Source organism: Streptomyces sp. HSW2009, assembly GCF_040240285.1.
Lineage (GTDB): Bacteria > Actinomycetota > Actinomycetes > Streptomycetales > Streptomycetaceae > Streptomyces.
The window spans coordinates 1-309 of sequence record NZ_JBEHZD010001216.1 but is presented as its reverse complement, the minus strand read 5'-3'; the positions used below and the strand labels follow the sequence as shown (position 1 = coordinate 309).

At 70.2% G+C, this 309-nt stretch carries 1 pseudogene; it reads right to left on the bottom strand.

The features are described 5' to 3' along the window. Positions 1–283, bottom strand: a pseudogene (locus AAHZ94_RS36600) (hypothetical protein); the annotation flags it as partial. Between the last annotated feature and the right edge of the window lie 26 nt (positions 284–309).

Here is a 309-nt window from a genome sequence, read left to right as displayed (position 1 = left end):
CCACATCATCCACCACCAACACCGCACCCGAATCCTCCACAATCTCCCCCCCCCCCCCCACCCGCCCCCCCCCAAACCCCCGCCCAAAAACCCCCCCCACCATAAAACAACCCAACAAACACACCACCCACACCCCCCCCCCCCGCCACACCCCCCCCCCCCACCCCACCCCCCCCCCCCCGCCAAACCCCCCCCCCCCCCCCCCCCCCCCCCCCCCCCCCCACCACAACACCCAACGACCCACCCGATTCGACCACTCATCCAACTCCCCATACGACAACACCACACCACCACACACCAACGCCACAC